The sequence below is a fragment of the Paraburkholderia sp. EB58 genome (assembly GCF_050436665.1).
In the GTDB taxonomy this organism is placed as follows: domain Bacteria; phylum Pseudomonadota; class Gammaproteobacteria; order Burkholderiales; family Burkholderiaceae; genus Paraburkholderia.
Map to the genome: position 1 here is coordinate 189928 of NZ_JBNDMQ010000012.1, position 19769 is coordinate 209696.

Genomic DNA, 19769 nt, shown 5'->3' on the forward strand with positions numbered 1-19769 from the left:
GCAAGAGCGGCGCCGTTCGCGCGCACCGCAGCGCAAACTGCATTGCGCATCGGCAAGCGTTGCCTGTTGCTATGCGCCGCGGCGGCACTTTTGACCGCCTGCGCGAGCAGGCCACCGGCCGCCGCGTTCGACCGTCCGGTCACCCACGCCCTACCCGCTGCCACCCCTACCGCACTCGGCACCGCCCTCGCTCCCGTCGAAGTTGCCCATCCTGGTGACTCGGGTTTTCGCGTCCTCGCGAATGGCACTGAAGCGCTGCAGATGCGTATCGCGCTCGCCCGCGCCGCGACCAAGACGCTCGATATGCAGTACTACATCGCCAACGAGGACACCACTGGCAAACTGCTGCTCGGCGCCGCGCTCTACGCGGCGGACCACGGCGTGCGCGTGCGCATGCTGGTCGACGACCTGAACTTCAAGGACATCGACGATGTGATGGCCAGCCTGAATTCGCACCCCAACATCGAAGTCCGCGTCTTCAATCCGTACGGCAGCACGCATCGCAGCATGTTCGAACGCACTACGAATCTGTTGACGAAGATCGATCAGTTCACGCGCCGCATGCATAACAAGGCGATGATCGCGGACAACCAGCTGGCGATCGTCGGCGGCCGCAATCTCGGCGACGAATATTTCAGCGCGAGCCCGACGCTGCAGTTCCGCGATCTCGATGTGCTGGCAGCCGGCCCGATCACCGCCGACGTCTCCGCCAGCTTCGACGAGTACTGGAACAGTTCAGGTGCCTATCCACTGAAGGCACTGAATCACCAAACCTTCTCGACGCAGGAACTCGACGCGACGCGCGACGCCCTGCGTCAGCACTGGCGCACCAACGCGGACCCATATAACGCGAAACCGCTGAATGCGACGCCGCTTGCCGCGCAAATCACCAACGACGAACTCGGTCTGACCTGGGCGCCGGCAGAATTCAAGGCCGACACGCCCGGCAAGATCGATCAGCCGTCGCCGGATTACGTCAGTCCGCCGATGCAACGGCTCGCCGAACTGATGAAAGACGCGCAGACGGAATTTCTCGTGGTATCGCCTTACTTCGTGCCGCACGATGCCGGCCTCAAAGCGCTCGCGCAACTCACGCAGCGCGGCGTGCGGGTGGCGGTTTTGACCAACTCGCTCGCCGCCACCGACGCGGTTGCCGTGCAAGCCGGCTACAGCCCATACCGCGTCCCGCTGTTGCAAAACGGCGTCGAACTGTACGAGTTCAAGCCGGACCAGAGCGGTCCGCGCCTCTCGGTCGCGGGCTCGGGTTCGCACGCGAGCCTGCATGCGAAAACCTACGTGATCGATCGCAAGATTCTCGTGATCGGCTCGATGAACCTCGATCCACGCTCGGCCAATCTGAACACCGAACTGGCGCTGGTGATCCACAGTACGGAACTCGCCGGCCAGGTCGCCGTAATGTTCGACCGCGCCACGACACCCGAGGTCAGCTATCGCGTGACGCTCGCGACGCCTGCACAACTCGCCGGACTCAGCTACATTGGTGCGCCGCAGTCGCAACTCGAATGGACCGACGTCGAGAATGGCACGCAGCGCACCTACAACTTCGACCCGCAAGCGGGTTTTTACCGAAATCTGATGACGGGTCTATTCTTGCTATTGCCAGTCCAGGGACAGCTTTGATGGCGCCATGCAGCAGCGGCGCGCAGGCCATCCGAACCACGCAGTTATCAGCGCAGTTATTCAGCAAAAGCGGAGTTGAACCATGACCGAAGACGTACGAATGGAGCGCGACACGTTCGGCGAGATTGCCGTGCCGAACGCCCGCCTGTGGGGCGCACAAACCCAGCGCTCGCTGCAGAATTTCAAAATCTCCACGGAGAAGCAGTCGCCCGAACTGATTACGGCACTGGCCGTGATCAAGCGCGCGGCGGCCGAGGTCAATCTCGGCCTCGGCGTGCTCGATGAAAGCAAAGCGAAGGCGATCATGCAGGCCGCCGACGAGATCATCGAAGGCAAGCATGCCGGCGAGTTTCCGCTGGCGGTCTGGCAGACCGGCTCCGGCACGCAGACCAACATGAACCTCAACGAGGTGATCGCGAACCGCGCGAGCGAGCTGCTCGGCGGCGAGCGCGGCGAAGCGCGCAAGGTGCACCCGAATGACGACGTGAACCGCGGCCAGTCGTCCAACGACGTGTTTCCGACCGCCATGCATGTGGCGGCGGCGGTGGGGATCGTCAAGCATCTGGTGCCTGCGCTGAAGACGCTGCGCGCGACGCTCGACAGCAAAGCGAAGGCGTTTGCCGGGATCGTCAAGATCGGCCGCACGCATTTGCAGGATGCGACGCCGCTCACGCTCGGCCAGGAATTCTCCGGCTATGTCGCGCAACTCGATCACGGCATTCGCCACGTCGAAGCGGCGCTGCCGCATCTGTACGAACTCGCGCAAGGCGGCACTGCGGTCGGCACGGGTCTGAACGCGCATCCGCAGTTCGCCGACAAGGTCGCGGCGGCGATCGGCAAGCTCACCGGTGTGCCGTTCGTGTCGGCGCCGAACAAGTTCGAAGTGATGGCCGCTGCCGACGCGCTGGTGTTTGCGCATGGCGCGCTCAAGACCGTGGCCGCCAGCCTGATGAAGATCGCCAACGACGTGCGCTGGCTCGCGAGCGGCCCGCGTTGTGGTCTCGGCGAGCTATCGATTCCGGAGAACGAGCCGGGCAGCTCGATCATGCCGGGCAAGGTCAATCCGACCCAGTCCGAGGCCATGACCATGCTGTGCTGCCAGGTGTTCGGCAACGACGTCGCAGTGAATATGGGCGGCGCGAGTGGCAACTTCGAGCTCAACGTATTCCGTCCGATGATTGCGCACAACGTACTGCAATCAATCCGTCTTATCGCCGATGGAGCGCACAGTTTCAACGACAACTGCGCGGTGGGGATCGAGCCGAATCGCGAGCGTATCGACACGTTGCTCAACGAGTCGCTGATGCTCGTCACGGCGCTCAATCCGCACATCGGCTACGACAAGGCCGCCAAGATCGCGAAGAAGGCGCACAAGGAAGGCACCACGCTGAAGGCGTCGGCGCTGGCGCTCGGTTTTGTCACGGAGCAGCAGTTCGACGAGTGGGTAAAGCCGCACGACATGGTCGGCAATACACCGGGGTGATGGCAGGACCGCGTTCAGGGCCTGATTGAGTGAAACCGGGTCTCGTCTCGAACGAAGCCCAGTGAAACCCCTCTGCTACGCAGATGCAAAGCGTCGCGCCGGTCGTCAGGATCGGCGCGGCGCTTTATTCACTGCGTTTAAATCCTGCCCTTCGCCACTTCTTCCGGCTTGAGTTCGACGATCGCGTCGAGCGCCTCCTTCACGTCCAGCGCGTACTTGGCGAGGCGCTTCTGTTCTTCAGTCTCGGCCACGTACGCGGGCACCGGAACCGGGTGGCCATTCTCGTTGACCGCCACCATCACGACGAGGCAGTCGGTGGTCTGCATCAGTTCACCGCCCTTCGGGTCCCCTGCCTGCACCGACACATGGATGTGCATGCTGGTGCGCCCCGTGTTGACCACACGTGCGCGCAGTTCGACGAGGTTGCCCACCAGGATAGGCCGGCGGAAACGGATATTGCCGACGCTGACCGTCACGCAATAGCGCCCGGACCACACAGCGGCGCACGCGTAGGCGGTCTCGTCGATCCACTTCATCAACGCGCCCCCGTGCACCTTGCCGCCGAAGTTGACCGAGGTCGGCTCGGCGAGAAAGCGGAAGGTGGTTTCCGAACGGTCCAGCGGCGCAGCGGCAGGGGTGCTCATCTTGACTCCGGGCAAACAAATGTATCGAAAGGAGCCGATTATACGAGCGCAATTTTGACTACGGCGCGCGAAGAGCGTCGGACAATGATGTTTTACCGCACGCAAAAGGGTCAATGCGGGCAGTGCGTCACGCGACCGCTTCGCAGCTCGGGGCCTTTCCTGCGTCCTTCCAGCGTCGTTTGACCTGCGCACGGCCAGGTCCCGGCGGACGCCTCACCGTAGCGGTTCGGCCGCGGCAAAGCGCTCCCGGTAATCGAGCGGCAGCACGCCGAAGCGCCGCATGAACGCCCGCCGCAGGTTCTGTTCGCTGCCGAAACCGCACTCCAGCGCAATCCGCTTGAGCGGCCGGCGCGATTCGGCGAGCCAGCGCGAAGCGGCCTCCAGACGCAGCGCCGCGACGGTCCTGGCGGGCGTGCGGCCCACCTCGTCGACATAGCGCCGCGCAAAGGTACGCGGACTCATCCGGGTACGCTCCGCGAGCCGCTCGACCGACAAATCGTCGCGCAGATTCTCGGCCATCCAGCTATGCAAGGCCTCGAACGGGCCGCCCGCCGACGCCTGCGCCGCGAGCGCCGCGCTGAACTGCGACTGGCCGCCCGGCCGCTTCATGAACACCACCAGCCGCCGGGCAGCCTGCATGGCGACCGCATGCCCGAGATCCTCTTCGATCAACGCCAGCGCGAGATCTATGCCGGCCGTTACGCCCGCCGAGGTCCACACCGCCCGGCCATCTCGCACGTCACGGATGAAGATCGGATCGGCGTCGACTTCGACCTTCGGGAAGCGCCGGGCCAGCTGCGCCGCGTCGCGCCAGTGGGTCGTCGCGCGGCGGCCGTCGAGCAGGCCCGCGGCGGCCAGGTAGAACGCGCCTGTACACACCGAACACACGCGACGCACGCGGGGCGCGCGGCGCGCGAGCCACGCGACGAGTTCGGGCTGCAGCGGCGCGCCGTCATCGACCGGCACGCCAGGGACGATCAGCGTGTCGATCGGCTCGTCGTCGAGCGCATCCAGTCGCGAGGTCACCACGGGCAGGCCGGGAAAGGTCTGCAACACCCCGCCGTCGATCGACGCCACCGTCGTGCGATAGGCCGCCGCCACGCCGCGCGACCCCGACTGCCCGCCCGCGGGAAGCGCCGAGCGCGCCGCGACCGCCAGTTCGGCCCGCCAGAATGCCTCGAGCGGCCCGCATGCATCGAGCAGCACCAGCTCCGGCGCCACGGCGAACACTATGTGGCGCATCCCGGGCATCGATCCCTCCGCGCGAGGCGGTTCAACAGAATCCGAAGCCGCAGCGTAAAACGAAGAGACCATCAGCGTTTTTCCTCAATCGAACAAAGTCGAGCAATCCGACGGCCGCGCTCACGCCACCCACGCAGCCTGCCGGGAGCGCGACCAGGCATAGCCGAGCGTCGCCACGGCGGCGAGCGCGAGCAGCGGGAAGATCGCCGCGTTGATCGCCGCCCAGCCGAAGTGCGCGAGCAACTGCCCCGCGAACAACGAGCCGAGCGCCGAACAGGCGAAGGTGGTGAACTCGCTCGTCGCCTGCGTCTTGGCGCGCTCGGCCGGCCGATACGATTGCGTGAGCAGCGTCGTGCCGCCCACGAACATGAAATTCCAACCCACCCCGAGACAGGCGAGCGCCGCGTAGAAATGCGGCAGGTCGGTCGAACGCAGCGCGAACACGCCGCACAGCGCCGACAGCACGATCCCGCAGCCGATCACGCGCAGCACGCCAAAGCGCTGGATCAGCCGTGCCGAGAACAGCGACGGCGCAAACATGCCGACCAGGTGCCACTGGATGATCTGCGCGCCGTCGCCAATCGTGTGTCCGCATGCCACCGCGGCAATCGGCGTCGCGGTCATCACGAACATCATCACTGCGTAGCCGATTGCATTGTTCGCCAGCGCGGCGATGAAGATCGGTTGCCGGACGATCTGGCCGAGCGGGCGCGGCGCATTTTCTGCAAAGGCGGCGGCCGAATTGGCATGCGTGGACGGCGCGGTATCGCGATACGCCAACGCCAGCAAGGCCATCGAGACCAGCCCCAGCACCGTCACCAGCGCATACGACCCGGCAAATGCGACCGGGGCGAGCCAGTCCTTGCTCCATGCGGCGAGTAGTGGCCCGAGCACGGCGGCGACGACGCCGCCCGTCAGCACGCTCGAAATGGCACGGCTCTTCGCGGGCACGGCCACTGCGTCGGCCGCGGCGAGCCGGTAGTACTGCGCGAATGCCTGGAACACGCCCACCGTCGCCGTGCCCGCGCAGAAAGCCCAGAAACTGTGGTGGAAGATCGCCCACACCGAAATCGAGCCGCCCAGCGCGCCCACTCCGGCGCCAAGCAGGAAACCCGCACGCCGGCCGATGCGCGCCATCAGGAAGGAGGCGAGGATCGTCGTCAGCGCGGCGGCGACGGTGATTAGCGAAAACGGCAGCGTGGCGAAGGCTTTGTCTGTAGTGAGGTTGTAGCCGACAAGACCGGTCAGCGTCAGATCGATGGAGACCGAGGACGTATAGAGCGCCTGGCAGACCGCGAGCACGCCGGTGCCGCGCCAGCGGCCCGGTTCAGGTACGGGGCCGCGAGACTCTGCCGTAGGGGCAGGCCCGGTACCGGAGCGGTCACGAGTACCGGCAGAGGAAACCATGAACGATGACGACATCGGCAAGCCTCGCATGGCAGAAAGAACGAAGCCTGATCGTCACATGGTTAACGTTGGCAGTAGTGCCAATGATGCATCAATTTCTGCCAGACGTCGCACGCACACACCGATGCGATCCTCGACGCGGCGCAGCACGACATTTCATTTGCTGTGGTAGGAAATGCCTTCGTCGATCGTGCCGTACATCGTGATGCCGCTCGAATCCGCGCTCGGGGGCGCCGAGCCGCCCTGTGCGCAGGCTGCGCACAGCAGCACGGTGGCGGCAATGGCTAGCAGGAGTTTCATGGCGGTGCTTTTCTCCAAAGACAGATTTTGATTCTAGCCTGGCGTTCCGAGGCCGCGCAGAAGCACTACCCTGGCCGCCGCGCCTGCCGTCCGCCGTGCGGACATTCGACGCTTCACGCCAGGCTGAAACGTCGAATACCGCAGTCCGATATAGTGAAGATGTTGGCGAGCGCTCATGCGCGCCGCGCCTCAGGAGTCTTCAATGTCTGCTTCACTGTCCGACGAACAGAACCACTTCCCCGGCTTGAGCCGGATCGGCGCGCTGCTCGCCGACCCCGGCCGCGCCGCCATGCTGTGGGCGCTGATGGACGGCAGCGCGCGCCCGGCCGGCGAGCTGAGCATGGTGGCCGGCCTGTCGCCGTCTGCCGCCAGCGCCCATTTGGCGCGCCTTACCGAAGGCGGACTGCTGGCAGTCGAGGTGCGCGGCCGGCATCGCTACTTCCGGATTGCCTCGCCGGATATCGCGGCGTCAATCGAAGCACTCGCCAACGTGGCGCAAGCGAGCGCGCCGCAACGCGCAGCGCCGCGCCCCGCGCGCACGGTGCCCGTCGACATGCGCTACGCGCGCACCTGCTACGACCACATGGCCGGCGAACTGTCGGTGCAGCTCTTCGAGCGGATGCTGAGCCACAAGCTGCTGAGCTTGCACGGCAACACGCTCGAAGCTACCGCGGATGGCATCGCCCAGCTCGCCCAATGGGGCATCGACGCAGCCGGCCAGCGCAGCCGACGGCGCCGCTTCGCGTGCACCTGTCCTGACTGGAGCGTGCGGCGGCCGCACCTGGGCGGCGCGCTCGGCGCGGCGCTGCTCGACGCCTGGTCGAGCCACGGCTGGGTGGAGCGCACCGAACGGCCGCGCATCCTTAGAGTCACACCGTGCGGTCACCAGCATTTCAACGATTTTCTGACGAACTGATCGCAAACCGTCTACGCCGAACCTTCAGTTTCGTTGCGAATCAGCCCCGCAGCACTTTTTGTTACACGGCAGGTAAGGAGGCTTACAAATGTCGACGCCTTGAAACAGGCCGCGACGGTAGAGTGTTTTCACGGATGCAAAACCACGAAGCGTCCGTTAGAGAGACACAACATGAAAAAGCTCATCGCACCCCGACCCGCACTGCGCCGCGTCACCGGCTACACCCTTATCGTCGCAGCGGCGTTCACACTCGCAGCCCAAACTACTGTTGCGCAGGAAGCGCCGCCGCCGGACAACGCGCCTGGCGCCACCCAGAACACCGGCAATATCGATCCACCGGGACGCGTTGCACGCCTGAACTACACATCGGGCGCCGTGACCACCGAACCCGCGGGCGCTACCGACTGGTCCTATGCGCAGATCAACCGTCCGCTCACCACCGGCGACCAGCTCTGGGACGACCAGAACGCTCGCGCGGAACTGCATATCGGTTCGACCGCGGTACGGCTTGGCGACTCGACCAGCCTCGACATCCTCAATCTCGACGACACCAGCGCGCAGCTCAAAGTCGCGCAAGGCACGTTGTCGACCCGCGTGCGCGAACTTGCTCCGGGCTCGACCTATGAGATCGACACGCCGAATCTCGCCCTCGGCGTGACGGGTCCCGGCGATTACCGCGTGGATGTCGCCCCGGACGGAAGCAGCACGACTGTCACTGTGCGCAGCGGCAGCGCGACCGTGTATGGCGACAACGGCCAGGTGCCGGTCGCCGCCGGCCAGCAGATCCGCTTTGCGGGCACCGCCCTGCAGCAGGTGGCCGACAACGGCGCGCCAGGCCTCGATGGCTTCGATCAATGGGCTACCAGCCGCGACGTGGCCGAAGACCGCTCGGTGTCGGCTCGCTACGTGTCACGCGACGTGCCGGGTTACGAAGACCTCGACGCGAACGGTAGCTGGCGCAGCAGCCCGCAGTACGGCGAAGTGTGGGTGCCGAGCGCAGTGCCGGCTGGCTGGGCGCCCTACCACGACGGCCACTGGGTCTGGCAGGCACCGTGGGGCTGGACCTGGGTCGACGACGCGCCGTGGGGCTTCGCGCCGTATCACTACGGCCGCTGGGCCCAGGTCGACGACTCCTGGGCATGGGTACCGGGCCCGATCGTCGAGAACGAACCGCCGGTCTACGCGCCGGCGCTAGTCGCCTTTGTCGGCGGTGGAGGCGGCTCGTTCGACTGGGGCGTGAGTCTGGGGATCGGCGCCGCGGCCGCGGTAGGCGTGGCCTGGTTCCCGCTCGGTCCGGGCGAACCGTGGCATCCGCGCGGGGGCGGCTGGAGCCCGGGTTACTACAACCGCGTCAACAACTACAACCACAACCACAACGTGAATGTCACGAACATCACCAACATTCACAACACCTATATCAACTACCGTGCGCCGGGTGGCGTTACCGCGGTTCCGGCAGCTGCCTTCGTGCATGGCCAGCCGGTCGGTCGCTTCGCCCAGAAGGTCGACCCGCGGCAATGGCGCAACCCGCAGATCAACCCGGGCGGCCCGGGCATCGCGCCGGTCCGTCAGAGTTTCGATTCCGGCTTGCGCAATGCGAACTACCGGCCGCCCGCAGCGGTGACGGCCCGCTCTGTGGTGGCGACGCGCAGTCCGGCCGTGCCGCCGGCCTATCACGACACGCTGGCGCAACGTTTCGCGCAAGGCGGCGGCCGGGTGCCGGGCGCGGGCGAACCGATCGTGCGCACTTCCGTGCCGGCGCATTTCGTGGCTGCCCAGACGCATGGTGGCCCCACGATGGGCGCGCAGAACGTGCGGGTGGTACAGGCGAACTCGCCGCGCATGGCGCCTGGCGCCGAGCCGCGTGTCGCGCAGGGTGCAGCGCGACCCGGTGAGCCTGCTTCGAACGGTGCGCGTCCGCTTGCTGGCGGCCCGAATGCGGCGCAAGCGCCCCATGGCGTGGCTGAGCAGGCGCGGCCTGGGGCACCGGGTGCGCCGGCCCAGCTTGCTAATGAACGGCCACAGCCGAACAACGGTGTGCCGCGTCCGCCGCAAGCAGCAGGAGGCAATCCGAACGCGTTCGCGCAGCACGGTGCTGCCGCTCTTGCAGCAGGCCAGCAGACGGCGGCCGAAGCGCGCCGCGAGCCGGCGTGGACGCAGCCGCACACGCCGATGGCGGTGCAGGCCCAGCAGACACAGGAGCATGGTGCGGCCCAGCAGGCCGGCGGACGCGAGCCGCTCGCGCAACAACAAGGCGAGACGCAGAATCGCCAGCAGCCAGGCGCGTTCGCTGCACAGCAGGCGCAGGAGCATGGTGTTCCGCATCCGGCGGAGAATCCGTCGATGGCTGCGCGTGCGCCTCAACAAGCTGAGCGGGATGTCAATGCGCAGCAGCAGCAACAGCAGGCGCGTGCAGCGGAGTATCGCCAGCAGCAGGCGCAGCAAGCGCCACGTGGAGAAGCCCGACCGCAACCGCAAGCCCAACCGCCGCAGGAATATCACCCGCAACAGGCCCAGCAGGCACCGCGTGAGGAGTCCCGCCCGCAAGCGCAAGCCCAACCGCGGCCGGAATATCACCCGCAACAGGTCCAACAGGCACCGCGTGAGGAGCCCCGGCCGCAGCCGCAAGCCCAGCCGCGTCAGGAATATCACCCGCAGCAGGCGCAGCAGGCCCCGCGTCAGGAATTCCACCCGCAGCAGGCGCAGCAGCCGCGGCCCGAAGCGCGCCCCCCACAGCAGGCTCAACAGCCACGTCCTCAGCCGCATCAGGAGCAACATTCGAACAACGGCGGCCACGACGAGCATCGCAAGGGGTAACGTTACCCACCGGCGATACGAGGCTTGCAGGGGAGCCGCGCCGCTGCCGGACTCGCAGATGGCTTCACATACCGCCGCTTGCCGCAAACCATAATGCTCGTAAAATCGAGCATTATGGTCTTTATGCTCGATTTTACGCACATAATTCCACGATCAAAAATTTGACGCATGAGAACTGGCCGACCAATATGCTCGATATATCGAGCATTCAGCCCGTAATGAGCGTTTTAACGAGCATGAAGATCACTCAAGCTTCCAGCCTCTCGCCGTCACTTCTCGAACAGAGCAAGCGCCTCGGGGAACTGCTGGCGCGCCTGCGCATCGCGCGCGGCGTCAAACAGACCGACGCGGCGCTACGCGCGGGTCTATCGCGCAATACCGCGTATCGCCTTGAACACGGGGACACAGGCCTCGCCATCGGCCAGGTGCTACGGTATCTGGAAGCCATCGCGCCCGGCACGTCACTTGAAATCCTCTACGCGGAACAAGACCCGGCGCTGGCGGCGCTAACAGCGCGCGAGCGCAAATCCCGGGTTCGCGAGATGAGCGCAGCCGAGCGCGACGAACTGGATTTCTAACGACGCGCCTGACCCCGCTCTGATAAAAAAGGATTTCGATCGCAGCTCGCGAATCAAAACTGATCACTTTTGCCAACATCGGCACGCAATAGGCGCTCGCCAAATTCGCGAGCCGCCACGACCGATTCGATATTCCGGGAATCGAGTGCGCCGCACTCAGGATGGCAGAGAAAGCTGGGTTGACGGTACCGCCGGTGAAAACGCTGTTGCTTGGCGAGCGTCGCATTATGTTGATCCGTCGATTCGATCGCTATTGGATGGCGCCGGGCGGCAAGCCGGTGCAGCACGCCGACCTGCTGAATCTCGGGTCCGGCGAGGGGCGAGTAGAGCATCGCTCGGCGTTTGTCAGCGGCCTCACGCTGGTAGCGTGTGGTGAGACCGAGTCGCGCAACAAGTCGTATAGGACCTGGCCGAAGCCATTCGAAAATATTGCCATCCGGACGTGATTCGCGACAACAACGCGGAGCTCTTCAAGCGCATGGTCTACAACATCTTCGTCAGCAACGACGATGACCATCTGCGCAACCACGGCGTCGTTTGGGATGCTGCATTGCCCGGCTGGAGGCTGAGCCCGCTTTACGACGTTCTGCCTCGCGCCAGCCATGCCACCGAACGCTATCTTCACCTGAGCATAGGCAAGGATGGAAGACTGGCCACGCTGGACAACGCGCTCAGCTGGTACAGCAAATTCACGCTATCCCAGCGCGCTGCCGGCCAGATGATTGCGGACATCTGGCGCGTGGTGCGGGAATGGCGGGTCTACTTCGAGGAGTTCGGCGTCGACGCGGCCGAGATGGATAAAGCCGCGCCAGCGTTTCGTCACATCGACGATATCTCGACCCCCGAGCTGCGCAAGCTCTTACCGTGAGAGGCCCCGGGCTCCGCCTTAAACCGCCATCGGCGCGGTCAGCGGTTCGTGATGTCGATACCCGACCAGCGAGAAATCCGCCGGCTCGATTTTTTCGAGCCACTCAGGCTCGTACACGCCTGTTTTCGCGTAATCGGGCACGCGCTCGGCAATTGCCAACTGCGGGCTCTCATACGGCTCGCGCGTTAGTTGCCGCTGCAGCATGTCGAACTGATTCTCGTAGATGTGGGCGTCGCCGATAAAGTACGTAAACCAGCGCGGCGTATAGCCCGTCAGCCGTCCGACCAGATGCAGCAGGGCCGCGCCTTCGGTCAGATTGAACGGCGTGCCGAGGCCCACATCGTTGCTGCGAATATACAGGCATAGCGAGATCTCGCGGCGCGCCGCATTCGGCAGAAACTGATAAAGCAGATGGCACGCCGGCAAAGCGATCTCTTCAAGCACCGCAGGGTTCCACGCATGAAACAGAATGCGCCGGTCGCCAGGGTTCTGCATGATCGTGTCGAGACACTGCCGCAACTGGTCGATGGCCTTGTACAGCAGCACCTTGCGGCCGCCGTCTTCGTCGAATTCAGTGACAACCCGATAGCCGCGTTCGGTCGCATCCGCGATCTGCGCACTGGCGGACGCATCCAGCACCTTGTATGCCGGCCACTTGCGCCATTGCACGCCGTACACGTCGCCGAGGTCGTCAGGACCTTCGCGATACGGATTGGCGAGCCACTGCGGATTCTGATTCGCATTCGCGTCCCACACCTTGCAGCCGAGATCGCGAAAGTCCGCCGCGCTGCGCGACGCACGCAGGAATCCCACCAGCTCGCCAATGGCCGACTTGAACGCGAGCTTCTTGGTCGTGACGGCGGGGAAACCCTGCTGGAGGTCGAAGCGTAGCATCGCGCCCGGCATGCTGATGGTGCGGATGCCTGTGCGATTCTCCTGCCACGTGCCGGTATCGAGAATCGAGCGGACGAGGTCGAGGTATTGTTTCATTCGGGTTCCTTCGGCCCGGCGCTGAGCGCCTGGGACTTTTTGCGACAAAACCCGATTCTAGCAAGCGCGGGCGACCGGCGCCCAACGCGCCTCAGATGTGCGGCATCGTAGCCGGTTCGCCATGCGGCAGGATGGGTTCGCCTTCCATATGGCGCATCCCATGCGCGCACAGCAAACGGTACAGCGTTACACGTGAGATGCCCAGTTCCTGCGCCGCGTCGCCGAGGCGGCCGCGATGGCGCAACAACGCCAGTTCGATGGCCTGCCGCTCCGCCGCTTCGCGCGCTTGAGCGAGCGAGACGGGCACGATCTCCACGTACTCCGCAAGCTCGAGATCGCGGGCCGTAATCGCACGCCCTTCCGACATCACGATGGCGCGCCGCACCCGGTTGATCAGTTCACGCACGTTACCCGGCCAGCTGTAATTGTGCAGCGCCGCGATCGCATCGGGCGCGAAACCGCGCAGACGGCGGCTTGCATCCTTTTTGAAACGTTCCAGCATGTGCCGCGCAAGTAGTTCGATATCCTTACCACGTGCACGCAACGGTGGTTCGTCGATCTGCAGCACGCACAGACGGTGATACAGGTCCGAACGGAAACGCCCTTCGATCATCGCCGCGTTCATATCGACGTGGGTTGCCGAGATAATGCGCACATCGACGTCGATCGCGCCGTGGCCGCCCAGCCGCTCGACCTTGCGCTCCTGCAGGAAACGCAGCAGGCTCGCCTGGCTTTCGAGCGGCAGATCGCCGATTTCATCCAGAAACAGGGTGCCGCCGTTGGCAGCTTCGACCCGGCCGATCTTGCGCTGATTGGCGCCCGTAAAGGCGCCGCGTTCGTAGCCGAACAATTCGGACTGCAACAGATGCGGCGGAATCGCACCGCAGTTGATCGGTACAAAAGGCGCGCTGCGGCGTGACGAACGCTCGTGGATCGCCACCGCCGTGAGTTCCTTGCCGGTGCCCGATTCGCCCGAGATAAACACCGGTGCGTCGGTCATCGCCACTTTGCGGATCGAGCGGAACAACGCGAGCATCGCATCGCACGAGCCAACCATTTCCCCTTCGGCGCCGTTCGGCAGGCCCTCGTTCGAAGCAGGCTCGCCAAGCGAGATCATGCCGTAGGCGTGCCCAACCGAGTCGACGATCCTGTCACCCGAATAAGGCACCGTTACGTAATCAAAACAGTAGTCGCGCACGAGCCGGCGTAACGCGGCATCCTGCAACTGGCCAGGCATGGTCGCGGCGACCCAGCCGACGTTCGGCATCGTCAGGCACGATTCGAACGCAGCGATCTCGTGCTGCTGGAAATGGCTCGACAGATCGAGCAGACCGCCCGCGGCCGTACCGGCCCGAACGGCACGGCGGACATCGCGCGCCGAACCCACGACTTCGACGTGCCAGCCGCGCTGGTGAAACCGGGTATTCAATTCCGCGCTAGGGTCACGCGAAACGTAAATCAGTTGCCGCGTTGCGGGTTCCATTATTCAGATCCTCTCGTCAACGAACGTTAAGGATGACGGCACGCACCTGAACATGTTTCAGACACGCTGACTCAGTCCGGGATTCGCGCGTAGCAAAAACCGAACGGCCATTCCATTCCGTGCGGACAGCTGATCCCCGAAAAGCGGCGTGTGTGATTGAGACGGCCCAGCTTCAGGCTTTTTTTAAATGTGACTCTGTTTTCGAGAGCTTACTATACGCGCGCCGCTTCGAAAACAAATATGCGAATTTAATCGCCCCTTTCGCCGCCCAGCAAGGCTGGGCGGGCGTCGCACAAGTCTGCGCATTTTTAATAAAACGTTTCCAGGGTGGCCGGCTACGTGTCTACCCTGGCCTTTCGCGTACCGGCGCTAATTGCGATTTATCGGTATTTCCTGCCAGCCGTTTCAGGGCTGAAACGTTTTTGCCGCATTTTTGCGGATTCCCTCCCCACTGCTTATCACGCACCCAGTCGTATCAACGGATTGCGCCTCATGGCACATGTTTCGCTAAATGCCCTGCACCAAGGAGACACATCATGCGACTCGCTTTCCGCATCGACTTGCGCCACTTCCGGCCTTGCGCCGCACTCTGCGCCGCGCTGCTGATTGTTGCACTGCCCTCTGGCGTCAACGCACAGGAAGCCGTCACAGCCAGTTCCCCTGACACCGGGTCCGTCACCCTCGCGAGCACGGCGCCCGCAGCGGCGACGGCCCCGGCTACGGCGGTCAGCGATCCAGCAACTACCGCGAATACCGCTGCGCCAGCCAGCGATCTCGCCGGCGACGCGCTGAGCATCCCTGCCGACGCGGCCGCGGTGAACGATCTGGCGCTCGACGATCAGGCGTTGTCGCAGCAGCGCGGCGGCTTCAGCGGCATGTTGATGGTCTCCGCAACCCCGCAGCTGGTGCGCAGCGGCGGCAACGGTGGCAACGGCGTGACGCTGTGGGACGAAATCGCCCCGCCCTCGCCGCTGCCGATTCCGGTCGACGTCGCCCGCTCAGCACAGGGCAATGTTACGACCTATCAGCGCAATTAGTTGAACGACGCCCGCTCCGCTGCCGGCTAAAGATCACCCAAGCCCGCACCGACCGACCGTCCGCCAGCAAGGACCCGACATGAACGCCTCAACCCAGATGCCACGCCTGCGCAGCGGCCACACCGCCCTGCTCTGTGCGCTGTGCAGCGTGCTCGCCGCCGGGGCCATCGCCCCCGCCGCCGCGCAGGAAGCGACGCAGCCCGGCAACCTGATCATCGAGCGTGACGTCACGCCGCGTGATGCGTTCGTGCCGGTCCCGAAGAGCGACGATCCGATCGGCGTGCAGGTCCAGACGTTCCCAACCGCCGCATTCGACGGAGCGATCGGCTCGATGGCGAGCGATCTCGATCTGAACGGCGCGCACGGCACCGCCGGCATCACGGGCAGCGCCTTCATGCCGGCGCTGGTCGGCACGAACGGTGTCACGCACCTGCTCGCGGGCAACGGCAACGGCACTGGCCTGTCCGCCGGTGCGGCCGCCGGCCTCGGCGGCGCAGGCGGGCTCGGCAGCACGATTACCCAGACCATCACCGGCGCCCTGGCACCGCTCGGCGCAGCGATGGGAGCCATCAAATGAACACTTCCCGGGCTCAGTCCATGAAAACCCTGCCGTCACGCCAGCCGCTGCGTTCGCTGATCGCCCTCGCGCTGCTCGGTTGCGCGAGCTTCGCAGCCCAAGCCCAGACGCCGCCCGCTCTGGTGGACGCGCAGTCGGTGATCGGCGGCGGCGTAGCAAGTGGCGCCAATGGCGTCGTGGCCATCAACGAAACAGCCGGGCTCGACAACGTGCAAGCCAATCAGGGTGTCCTCATGAACGGGCCCGTGCCTCTGAACCTGACCGGCAGCGCGCAAGCCGCGTCGGTCAACGCGAAGTCGACGGCCGCGAAAAGCGACATCGGCAGTAATGCATTCTCAAACACCTCTGGCCTTATCGAAGTGAATCAGTCGGCGGGTGTAGCGAATCTTCAGCGGAACAGTGCCGTTATCGGTTCTGCGCCGGTTGAAGGGGAGATCGTAGCGGATGGGGTCCTATCCGCTACGACCGCCAAAAACGGCGGGACAGGCGGATCTGGCGAAAACCACAGCACACGCGAGGTATCTATCGGTACGGACGCGCTCAAGAACGTCAGTGGGATTGTCCAGATCAACCAGACTGCCGGCTCAGGCAATGTCAGTTCAAATAGTTTTGTGCTCCGTCCCCCGGCGGGCACCTTTTTCTAACGAGCCACACTCTTTATCGGAGCGTCATCATGAAGCGCACTCTCATTGCAGCAGCTGTTCTTTCGACGATGGCAGCAAGTTCGGCCTACGCCGAATGCACGGCGGGTTGCGACCCGGCTGAGCTCTTTACCGCCACCAACATCTACACCGACATCGGCGAATTCGGCTTCATCACCCTGCGCGGCAAGGTCGATGTGTCGAGCAGCAACGGCGCCACGGTCAACAACACGCAGAACGTCAATGTCGGCGGTGTCGACATGAAGACGCCCCCGCAAAGCTACACCTCCGGCAGCGTGACGACAGGCATCCACACGAATGATTCCTGGAACAACGCAAGCGGCAGCAACAGCGGCGGCGGCTACAGCCAGTCGTACAGCACCTCGGGATACGCGTACAACAACACCAACACCCATACGTCGACCAGCTCATCCAGCGGCGGCTTTGTCGCCGGCGGCGGCTTCGCAGCGGGCGTCGCTGCGGCCGCTCAGAGCTACAGCTACTCGAACACGCATGCCTCGGCAAACGGCTTCCTCGCAGCAGGCTTGATCGCGGGGATCGGCGGCGGCAACGGGGTTATCGTCGGCGGACTGGCAGCGGGCTTCGCCGGAGCACTGAACACCCACGAGTCGGAAAACGCCGGCGCTGGCTTCGAGGCGGCAGCAGCAGGCTACGGCGTGGCATACGGCGGCTATGAAGCCGGCAGCACGAGCACGACCACGAATTCCAGCCATGGCCACGGCAGCAGGACGAACTATGCCTTCTCGGAAGGCAGCCACGCCAGTTCGTGGGCACATAACTATTCCGACAACGCGGGTTCGGTGACGGTGAACGGCAGCATTACTCAGCACATCAATACCCAAACGGCGACGGAAATGTCGGCGGGCATCGGCAGCAATGCACTGACCGGCACGAGCGGCAACATCGGCGTCAACATCGCCACCGGTGTGGACAACGCGCAGTCCAACGACGCGGCCCTGTCGAACATGGATGTGGGCCCAGTCTTCGGCAGCGCGCAGATCTACTCGACCCAGGCATCGGGCGGCACGGCCAAGATTGGTGACTTCAACTTCGTCTCCTCGGTCGGAGCAGGCGCGCTGGCGGGCGCGACCGGCAATGTCGGCGTGAACGTGGCGTCGGGCGCAGGCAACGTGCAGAACAACAGCCTCTCTGCATCTGCCACGACCGACAGCACTCCGACGACCGGCAGGGGCTCGCGTGGCGCCTCGGGTGACGGCGGCGAAGTGGTCGCCAGCGACCAGAACTGCCAGACCGCTGAAGCAGCTGTGAACGGCCAGTTCACCGGCTCGTCGCTGCTCGGCGCTGGCGCTCTCGCCGGCGCAACCGGCAACATCGGCGTGAATATCGCGTCGGGGGTAGGCAACCTGCAACACAACGGCCTCGCAGTCGCCAGCGTGTCGCACTAGTCTCTAAAGCATCAAGGCAGGAAGACTCCGGTCAGCCCACGGGCTGGCCGGCTGTCTCCGCAGGGGGGTAGGACCATGTTCGGGGTGAGCAGGGCAGCGCGCTGTCTTCTTCTGGCGCTCAGCACCGGCCTTTTGCTGTCGCAGCCGGGTCATGCGCAGAGTGCGCTCAACATGTATGCCGCCGCGGGCGTGCCGTTCAACGTGAACGTGCATTCGATCCGCGATCTGCGCTACAACCACATCGTTTCCCAGCGGTACGACTATAGCTGTGGGTCAGCGGCGCTCGCCACGCTGCTGAAGTACGGCTACGGCATCGATATTCCCGAAACCGAAATGATCCGCCGCATGATGGTGTTCTCGACACCGGAAGTGGTGGTGAAAAACGGCTTCTCGATGCTCGACATGAAGAAATTCGTCGAGACGCTCGGCCTGCGTGGCCGTGGCTTCCGGGTTGCATCCGAGGCGCTCTACCACCTGCAGATTCCCGTGATCGTGCTGATGAACAGCGACGGTTACGAACACTTCATCATCGTCAAGCACGCTGAAAACGGGCTCATCTTCGTCGCCGACCCGGCGTTGGGCAACCGCATCATTTCCGAAGACGACTTCGTCAAGAAGTGGAACGGCCTCGTGTTCGCAGTCGTGGGCAAGCCATTTATGGAGGATTCTCCGCTCTTGCAGGGCAACGAGTCGCTCGCGCTAAAGCTGCGTGAACGTGCGCTAGAAAACGGTACGGCAGCGATTCCCTTTGTTGAATACGGTCTGATCAAGGCAGAGTTGTTCTGACTCATCATGGATCAAAACCTAATCACTGTCGGTTGCGCGTTGTGTTTCGCAACATGCGGGGTCGCGCATGCTGCCGAGCCGACGGCAGCTCCTATTTTTGAAGACGTCGCCGCCGTCAAACTGCAACCGGTCGACGACACTATCCTCGCATCGCAAAGCGGCAAAGGGGTTGCCGGCGACATCATTTCCGGCGTCGTAGTGAACCTGCTGTCGCAATGGAACCTGCCTAACGGCACCACCGCCGTCGCGCGGGGCGCGCTCGCCATCGTGACCAACGCGCTCAATCAGGTCTCCGTCCAGGTCAGTTCGTCCGCCGCCGTCATCGGCTCGAACAACACCTCGGGCAGCGGCGCCAATCCGAACGCCAGCGCCACAGGCGGCCAGAATGCGAACGTCAACGGCGTCTCGCAGATCACCCAGGTGGCCGGCAACGGCAACTCCGGCAACAACCAGGCGGTGATCGACTTCAACACCCCGTTGAACAGCCTCGCAGGCGGCACCTATAACAACCAGACATCAGCCTTCGCGAGCAATACGAGCGGTTCCGTCAAAGCCGGCGTCGCGTTCGGCAACGGCGGCATTTCGATCGCGCTGCAAACACCGGCGGGCCTCGCCACACAAACGATCACCCCGGGTACGTCACAACAATCCGGTCAGATCGCCCAACTACTACAGATTGCAGGCAATAACCAGCAAGTCGCCAACGCGTTGCAACTGCATTTGCAGACGCAACAGATGTCGGCCTCGATGCTTCGCCAACTCGGCGTATTACAAGCCCTGCAAAACACGGCGAGGAGATAACACGGACTGCAATCCGATGAAAAATAGGAATACGAAGCATTGAAGTATCAAAGCGACCGCGCTATGCACAAGGAGACATGTGAGGCGCGGTCAGAATACCGGGGGAACAAAAATGACCAGACTTTCCAGGA

Annotated in this window: 18 protein-coding genes and 1 pseudogene; 13 read left to right on the forward strand and 6 right to left on the reverse strand. The window is 64.2% G+C overall.

Going from position 1 to position 19769, the window contains the following annotated elements; all coding sequences use genetic code 11:
* The first annotated feature begins 63 nt into the window (after positions 1 to 63).
* Both P3T40_RS19680 and fumC read left to right on the forward strand, forming a co-directional pair.
* Entirely contained in the window at positions 64 to 1641 is a 1578-nt protein-coding gene (locus tag P3T40_RS19680; RefSeq protein WP_429269429.1) for a phospholipase D family protein, read from the forward strand.
* Between the two features lie 82 nt (positions 1642 to 1723).
* Positions 1724 to 3124 carry a class II fumarate hydratase gene (gene fumC / locus P3T40_RS19685; protein WP_429269390.1) on the forward strand — a complete coding sequence of 467 codons (1401 nt, stop codon included), beginning with the start codon at positions 1724 to 1726 and terminating at the stop codon, positions 3122 to 3124.
* Positions 3125 to 3261: 137 nt separating this feature from the next.
* Here fumC and P3T40_RS19690 read toward each other — a convergent pair whose 3' ends face one another.
* The 4 genes from P3T40_RS19690 to P3T40_RS19705 form a co-directional block, all read right to left on the reverse strand.
* Entirely contained in the window at positions 3262 to 3768 is a 507-nt protein-coding gene (locus P3T40_RS19690; RefSeq protein ID WP_429269391.1) for an acyl-CoA thioesterase, read from the reverse strand.
* 213 nt (positions 3769 to 3981) lie between these two features.
* Complete coding sequence (locus tag P3T40_RS19695; RefSeq protein WP_429269392.1) at positions 3982 to 5019, reverse strand: GlxA family transcriptional regulator; 1038 nt, start codon at positions 5017 to 5019, stop codon at positions 3982 to 3984.
* A 111-nt stretch (positions 5020 to 5130) separates the two neighbouring features.
* Positions 5131 to 6417 carry an MFS transporter gene (locus tag P3T40_RS19700; RefSeq protein ID WP_429269430.1) on the reverse strand — a complete coding sequence of 429 codons (1287 nt, stop codon included), beginning with the start codon at positions 6415 to 6417 and terminating at the stop codon, positions 5131 to 5133.
* Positions 6418 to 6573: 156 nt separating this feature from the next.
* Entirely contained in the window at positions 6574 to 6717 is a 144-nt protein-coding gene (locus P3T40_RS19705) for a hypothetical protein (RefSeq protein WP_429269393.1), read from the reverse strand.
* A 202-nt stretch (positions 6718 to 6919) separates the two neighbouring features.
* Here P3T40_RS19705 and P3T40_RS19710 point away from each other — a divergent pair, with 202 nt between their 5' ends.
* From P3T40_RS19710 to P3T40_RS19730, 5 genes and pseudogenes are all read left to right on the forward strand, one after another.
* Positions 6920 to 7633: an ArsR/SmtB family transcription factor gene (locus P3T40_RS19710; protein WP_429269394.1), complete on the forward strand. Its 714-nt coding sequence runs from the start codon at positions 6920 to 6922 to the stop codon at positions 7631 to 7633.
* A gap of 171 nt (positions 7634 to 7804) precedes the next feature.
* Positions 7805 to 10450, forward strand: coding sequence for a DUF6600 domain-containing protein (locus P3T40_RS19715; protein WP_429269395.1), 2646 nt, complete (start codon positions 7805 to 7807; stop codon positions 10448 to 10450).
* Positions 10451 to 10686: 236 nt separating this feature from the next.
* The gene (locus P3T40_RS19720) at positions 10687 to 11028 is read left to right on the forward strand and encodes a helix-turn-helix domain-containing protein (RefSeq protein WP_429269396.1); all 342 of its coding nucleotides are present in this window, start codon (positions 10687 to 10689) and stop codon (positions 11026 to 11028) included.
* 107 nt (positions 11029 to 11135) lie between these two features.
* Positions 11136 to 11474: pseudogene (locus P3T40_RS19725) on the forward strand (HipA domain-containing protein); the annotation flags it as partial.
* Positions 11471 to 11896 carry a HipA domain-containing protein gene (locus P3T40_RS19730; protein ID WP_429269397.1) on the forward strand — a complete coding sequence of 142 codons (426 nt, stop codon included), beginning with the start codon at positions 11471 to 11473 and terminating at the stop codon, positions 11894 to 11896. The pseudogene P3T40_RS19725 and the gene P3T40_RS19730, both read left to right, overlap by 4 nt.
* Before the next feature lie 18 nt (positions 11897 to 11914).
* On the opposite strand, the gene P3T40_RS19735 is transcribed toward P3T40_RS19730, so the two are convergent.
* A complete protein-coding gene (locus P3T40_RS19735) occupies positions 11915 to 12886 on the reverse strand; it encodes a thymidylate synthase (RefSeq protein WP_429269398.1) in 972 nt (323 codons plus the stop codon).
* Between the two features lie 91 nt (positions 12887 to 12977).
* Positions 12978 to 14369, reverse strand: a complete 1392-nt coding sequence (locus tag P3T40_RS19740; protein WP_429269399.1) for a sigma 54-interacting transcriptional regulator — start codon at positions 14367 to 14369, stop codon at positions 12978 to 12980.
* 536 nt (positions 14370 to 14905) lie between these two features.
* On the opposite strand from P3T40_RS19740, the gene P3T40_RS19745 reads away from it, so the two are divergent.
* The 6 genes from P3T40_RS19745 (at position 14906) to P3T40_RS19770 (ending at position 19638) form a co-directional block, all read left to right on the forward strand.
* Positions 14906 to 15406: a hypothetical protein gene (locus P3T40_RS19745; protein ID WP_429269400.1), complete on the forward strand. Its 501-nt coding sequence runs from the start codon at positions 14906 to 14908 to the stop codon at positions 15404 to 15406.
* Between the two features lie 79 nt (positions 15407 to 15485).
* On the forward strand, positions 15486 to 15983 hold the full coding sequence (locus P3T40_RS19750) for a hypothetical protein (RefSeq protein ID WP_429269401.1): 498 nt from the start codon (positions 15486 to 15488) through the stop codon (positions 15981 to 15983).
* On the forward strand, positions 15980 to 16627 hold the full coding sequence (locus tag P3T40_RS19755) for a hypothetical protein (RefSeq protein WP_429269402.1): 648 nt from the start codon (positions 15980 to 15982) through the stop codon (positions 16625 to 16627). Before P3T40_RS19750 ends, P3T40_RS19755 begins: the two co-directional genes overlap by 4 nt.
* 29 nt (positions 16628 to 16656) lie before the next feature.
* A complete protein-coding gene (locus P3T40_RS19760; protein ID WP_429269403.1) occupies positions 16657 to 18051 on the forward strand; it encodes a hypothetical protein in 1395 nt (464 codons plus the stop codon).
* 171 nt (positions 18052 to 18222) lie between these two features.
* Entirely contained in the window at positions 18223 to 18837 is a 615-nt protein-coding gene (locus P3T40_RS19765) for a C39 family peptidase (protein ID WP_429269431.1), read from the forward strand.
* 6 nt (positions 18838 to 18843) lie between these two features.
* Positions 18844 to 19638: a peptidase C39 gene (locus P3T40_RS19770; protein ID WP_429269404.1), complete on the forward strand. Its 795-nt coding sequence runs from the start codon at positions 18844 to 18846 to the stop codon at positions 19636 to 19638.
* Positions 19639 to 19769: the final 131 nt, after the last annotated feature.

What these genes read in the sequence shown, in the direction of transcription:
- P3T40_RS19710 (WP_429269394.1), top strand. Translation starts at nt 6,920, where the DNA reads ATGTCTGCTTCACTGTCCGACGAACAGAACCACTTCCCCGGCTTGAGC.
- P3T40_RS19765 (WP_429269431.1), top strand. Translation starts at nt 18,223, where the DNA reads ATGTATGCCGCCGCGGGCGTGCCGTTCAACGTGAACGTGCATTCGATC.
- P3T40_RS19695 (WP_429269392.1), bottom strand. Translation starts at nt 5,019, where the DNA reads ATGCCCGGGATGCGCCACATAGTGTTCGCCGTGGCGCCGGAGCTGGTG.
- P3T40_RS19760 (WP_429269403.1), top strand. Translation starts at nt 16,657, where the DNA reads ATGAAGCGCACTCTCATTGCAGCAGCTGTTCTTTCGACGATGGCAGCA.
- P3T40_RS19750 (WP_429269401.1), top strand. Translation starts at nt 15,486, where the DNA reads ATGAACGCCTCAACCCAGATGCCACGCCTGCGCAGCGGCCACACCGCC.
- P3T40_RS19755 (WP_429269402.1), top strand. Translation starts at nt 15,980, where the DNA reads ATGAACACTTCCCGGGCTCAGTCCATGAAAACCCTGCCGTCACGCCAG.
- P3T40_RS19735 (WP_429269398.1), bottom strand. Translation starts at nt 12,886, where the DNA reads ATGAAACAATACCTCGACCTCGTCCGCTCGATTCTCGATACCGGCACG.
- P3T40_RS19770 (WP_429269404.1), top strand. Translation starts at nt 18,844, where the DNA reads ATGGATCAAAACCTAATCACTGTCGGTTGCGCGTTGTGTTTCGCAACA.
- P3T40_RS19690 (WP_429269391.1), bottom strand. Translation starts at nt 3,768, where the DNA reads ATGAGCACCCCTGCCGCTGCGCCGCTGGACCGTTCGGAAACCACCTTC.
- P3T40_RS19700 (WP_429269430.1), bottom strand. Translation starts at nt 6,417, where the DNA reads ATGGTTTCCTCTGCCGGTACTCGTGACCGCTCCGGTACCGGGCCTGCC.
- P3T40_RS19740 (WP_429269399.1), bottom strand. Translation starts at nt 14,369, where the DNA reads ATGGAACCCGCAACGCGGCAACTGATTTACGTTTCGCGTGACCCTAGC.
- P3T40_RS19720 (WP_429269396.1), top strand. Translation starts at nt 10,687, where the DNA reads ATGAAGATCACTCAAGCTTCCAGCCTCTCGCCGTCACTTCTCGAACAG.
- P3T40_RS19745 (WP_429269400.1), top strand. Translation starts at nt 14,906, where the DNA reads ATGCGACTCGCTTTCCGCATCGACTTGCGCCACTTCCGGCCTTGCGCC.
- fumC (WP_429269390.1), top strand. Translation starts at nt 1,724, where the DNA reads ATGACCGAAGACGTACGAATGGAGCGCGACACGTTCGGCGAGATTGCC.
- P3T40_RS19715 (WP_429269395.1), top strand. Translation starts at nt 7,805, where the DNA reads ATGAAAAAGCTCATCGCACCCCGACCCGCACTGCGCCGCGTCACCGGC.
- P3T40_RS19705 (WP_429269393.1), bottom strand. Translation starts at nt 6,717, where the DNA reads ATGAAACTCCTGCTAGCCATTGCCGCCACCGTGCTGCTGTGCGCAGCC.